Here is a 3,058-nt window from a genome sequence, read left to right as displayed (position 1 = left end):
AAGTAAAAAATAGAGTTGAGGCCTTCGGCCATCAACCCTATAAATTATAGAACCTTTTGTTTGTGCTTTAAGAGTTTAATAAATTTTAAAAATCTCCGTACTGATTTCTAACATTTGAAGCGCGCATTGTCTGAGATTTCCCAATGTTTCATAAGCATAATCTTCGCCGAGAATAGCTCGTGTAGAATCACTCGGTAACAATTCTCTTTTTTCCATTTCAAGATGCTCATACCATTCTTGACTACCATAATAATCGATGAGTTTTGCTATTTTTTCGATTTGGCCTTGGAACGCATCGAGTTGTTCCATTAATTGATTAACAGATTGGTCAACGGCTAAATAGTTTGTTTCCATTTCGATAAAATGCTCAATCTTATCCATTTTATATCCCCCTAAACGAATTATTATTATTATTTTATCATCATTTATTAACCTTGCGCTAAAAAGAGTGAAACGAAAGTGGCAGGGACAGTTTATTTAGGTAATAATAGAAAGAGAACAATAAAAGGAGGCAAGATTATGAAGATTATTGAAGGAAAGATGCCTTTCAAAGGGCATGAAACCTATTACCGCGTTGTAAATCAAGCAGGTAGCAAACCTCCTCTACTCTTACTCCATGGGGGGCCGGGATCTACTCACAATTACTTGGAAGTTTTAGACCCACTTGCTGAATTGGATGATCGCCCATTGGTTATGTATGATCAAATTGGTTGTGGTTTATCGATGGTTGAAGGGCATCCTGAATTATTTACCGCACAGGTATGGAAAGAAGAATTAATTGCTTTAAGAAATTATTTAAAATTAGACCAAGTTCATATTTTAGGACAATCTTGGGGTGGGATGCTGCAACAAATTTATCAGATTGAAGAACAACCAGAGGGGATAAAATCTTATATCTTTTCATCAACGCTTTCATCCGCCAAGCTTTGGCGCCAAGAAGGGATGCGCCGAGTGAATCTAATGCCAGAAGTCTATCGTCAAGCGATATTAATGGCTGAAGAAAGCGGCAATTACCAATCACCGGAATACCTTGAAGCACTTAATGTCTTTATGGAAAGATATTGTTGTGGTCCAGTCACTGAAGATTCACCTGCTTGCCTAAAAAGAGAAAAGGCAGCTGGTTCAGAAGCTTATCTAGTGGGTTGGGGGCCTAATGAATTTACGCCGACTGGGACTTTGTCTGGCTTTGAATATACGGAGCACTTAAGGGAAATCGTACAACCATCCTTAGTGATCAGTGGGGCTATGGATCTTTCTTCTCCATACATTGCTAAAACTTTGTATGATAATCTACCCAATGCTGAATGGGAGTTGTTCCAGTATAGTCGACATATGTGTTACATTGATGAAACGGAAAAATACATTAATGTCTTAATGAATTGGTTAAATCGAAAGGATTAATGAAATCTGAGGAGGTTCTATTTAATTAGACATTCAATGCGAGACCTTACTGTTAAAAACGGATAAGTGCCTTTAACGGTTGAAGAAAAAATTGATTGAGGAGTTGGCAATTTTTTGAAGATAAAGAAATCAGTGCTATTTATGCGAGTCCATATCTTCATGTCAAACAAACCATTGAACCTACAGCTGAACGATTAAATTTAAAATTTATTTAGCAGAAAGATTTACGAGAGCGTAGGATTGGGGAAGGGGGAAGAGTTTTCTACAATTGCGCAAAACCAATGGGATAATTTTAATTATAAGTTGTCGAATAGTGAGTCATTACATGAAGTATCTCATCGAGTCGTATCTTGTTTTAAGGAAATAACAGAGCAATCACAAGCTAGTATCATTGTTGCTAGTCATGGCACAGCTTTGTCCGTACTAATGAATGTTTTGACAAAAAACAGTTTGCTTATCAAGATTTCTTAAGTATGAAACAACTGCAAGTTTATGAATTAAAACATTCTCAAAGACAAGTTGAAGAGTGGGAAAAATTAAAATTCATTAGTTCGAGAAGCGGACTATTTTACTGGACATCGCATTTTTAATGAAGGAGTGACCCTCAAGTTCAGATATTAATCAACGTATCTTAAGGCATTATTGATGGATCATGTAAGAATCATGAAAGGTAGTAATTATTATCTTCCCTCACTAAGCATAATAAAAATTGTCTTTCTCTTGTTAACAACTAGAGTATTTAGTAGGATAGAAAAAAATGAGAGGAAGGATATGAATAGCCACTTACCTTTACATGAATGGGATCATAATCCCCAAGCCATTATTAACCCTAAAGAAGTCACAGAGAAAGTAGTAAATTTTCCAGACACAGTAGTTTCTTGCTTTTCCTGCTTAACTTTCCAAAGAATGATCAGTGATTATCCACATGAAGCGATTGCTTCCACTTCTACTGCTCAGGGCGAGATTCCTATTTATCAGCTACAAATTGGAAAACAAACGATTGCTGCTTTCAATTCTCAAGTAGGAAGTCCGGCTTGTGTAGGCGTCCTGGAGCACCTATGGGCAATGGGGATGAAACGTCTCGTTTTATTTGGAACCTGTGGTGTGCTAGACCCTAGTATTGAAGAGTTATCAATTATTATTCCAAATCGAGCGGTGCGAGATGAAGGAACCTCTTTCCACTATCTTAAACCAAGCTATGAATTAGATGTAAATAAAAGGAGCTTAGAAGATTTTCAATCATGCCTCAATCAAAAAGGGGTTTCATCGCGTATTGGTAAGGCCTGGACAATGGATGCTATTTTCAGAGAAACAATTGATCGGTATAAAAAACGAAAAGAGTAAGGCTGTATCTGTGTCGATATGGAATGTTCAGCCGTAGCCGCCTGGGCTCAATTGCGATCAGTTGAAGTGTGTCACTTCTTTTATGCTGCCGATCATTTGAGTGAAGAAGCTTGGGACAGCCCGTTCTTTATCCGATCATCTTGCCTTAGATTCTAAGGCTTTCATTGCTCAAATAGCAATTGAGTTTGCTTTAATATGGAAGTAGATTAAAACAAAAGCAGCGACAAAAAGGTCGCTGCTTCAGACTGTAGACAAAGCCCTCTAAATCACCAACCTATGGTGATTTAGAGGGCTTTTTGATATATAATAAAAA

At 37.2% G+C, this 3,058-nt stretch carries 3 protein-coding genes and 1 pseudogene; 3 read left to right on the top strand and 1 reads right to left on the bottom strand.

Translation table 11 applies throughout. The features are described 5' to 3' along the window. Positions 1–75 precede the first annotated feature (75 nt). Positions 76–381, bottom strand: a complete 306-nt coding sequence (locus ACQV2O_RS08475; protein WP_428875559.1) for a DUF4298 domain-containing protein — start codon at positions 379–381, stop codon at positions 76–78. A 138-nt stretch (positions 382–519) separates the two neighbouring features. Between ACQV2O_RS08475 and pepI the strand changes: the two genes are divergently transcribed. From pepI to ACQV2O_RS08460, 3 genes and pseudogenes are all read left to right on the top strand, one after another. Then, the gene (gene pepI, locus ACQV2O_RS08470) at positions 520–1,401 is read left to right on the top strand and encodes a proline iminopeptidase (protein WP_428875557.1); all 882 of its coding nucleotides are present in this window, start codon (positions 520–522) and stop codon (positions 1,399–1,401) included. Between the two features lie 240 nt (positions 1,402–1,641). Then, positions 1,642–1,872 (top strand): histidine phosphatase family protein, encoded by a 231-nt coding sequence (locus tag ACQV2O_RS08465; protein WP_428875556.1) that lies wholly within the window; start codon positions 1,642–1,644, stop codon positions 1,870–1,872. Positions 1,873–2,172: 300 nt separating this feature from the next. Continuing rightward, positions 2,173–2,950 (top strand): annotated as a pseudogene (locus tag ACQV2O_RS08460) (nucleoside phosphorylase). The last annotated feature ends 108 nt before the right edge of the window (positions 2,951–3,058 follow it).

The sequence above is a fragment of the Facklamia sp. P13055 genome, from assembly GCF_050409445.1.
Taxonomy (GTDB): Bacteria; Bacillota; Bacilli; order Lactobacillales; family Aerococcaceae; genus Facklamia.
Note: the sequence above shows the minus strand (reverse complement) of the source record. Positions and strands in the feature narration are given on the sequence as shown.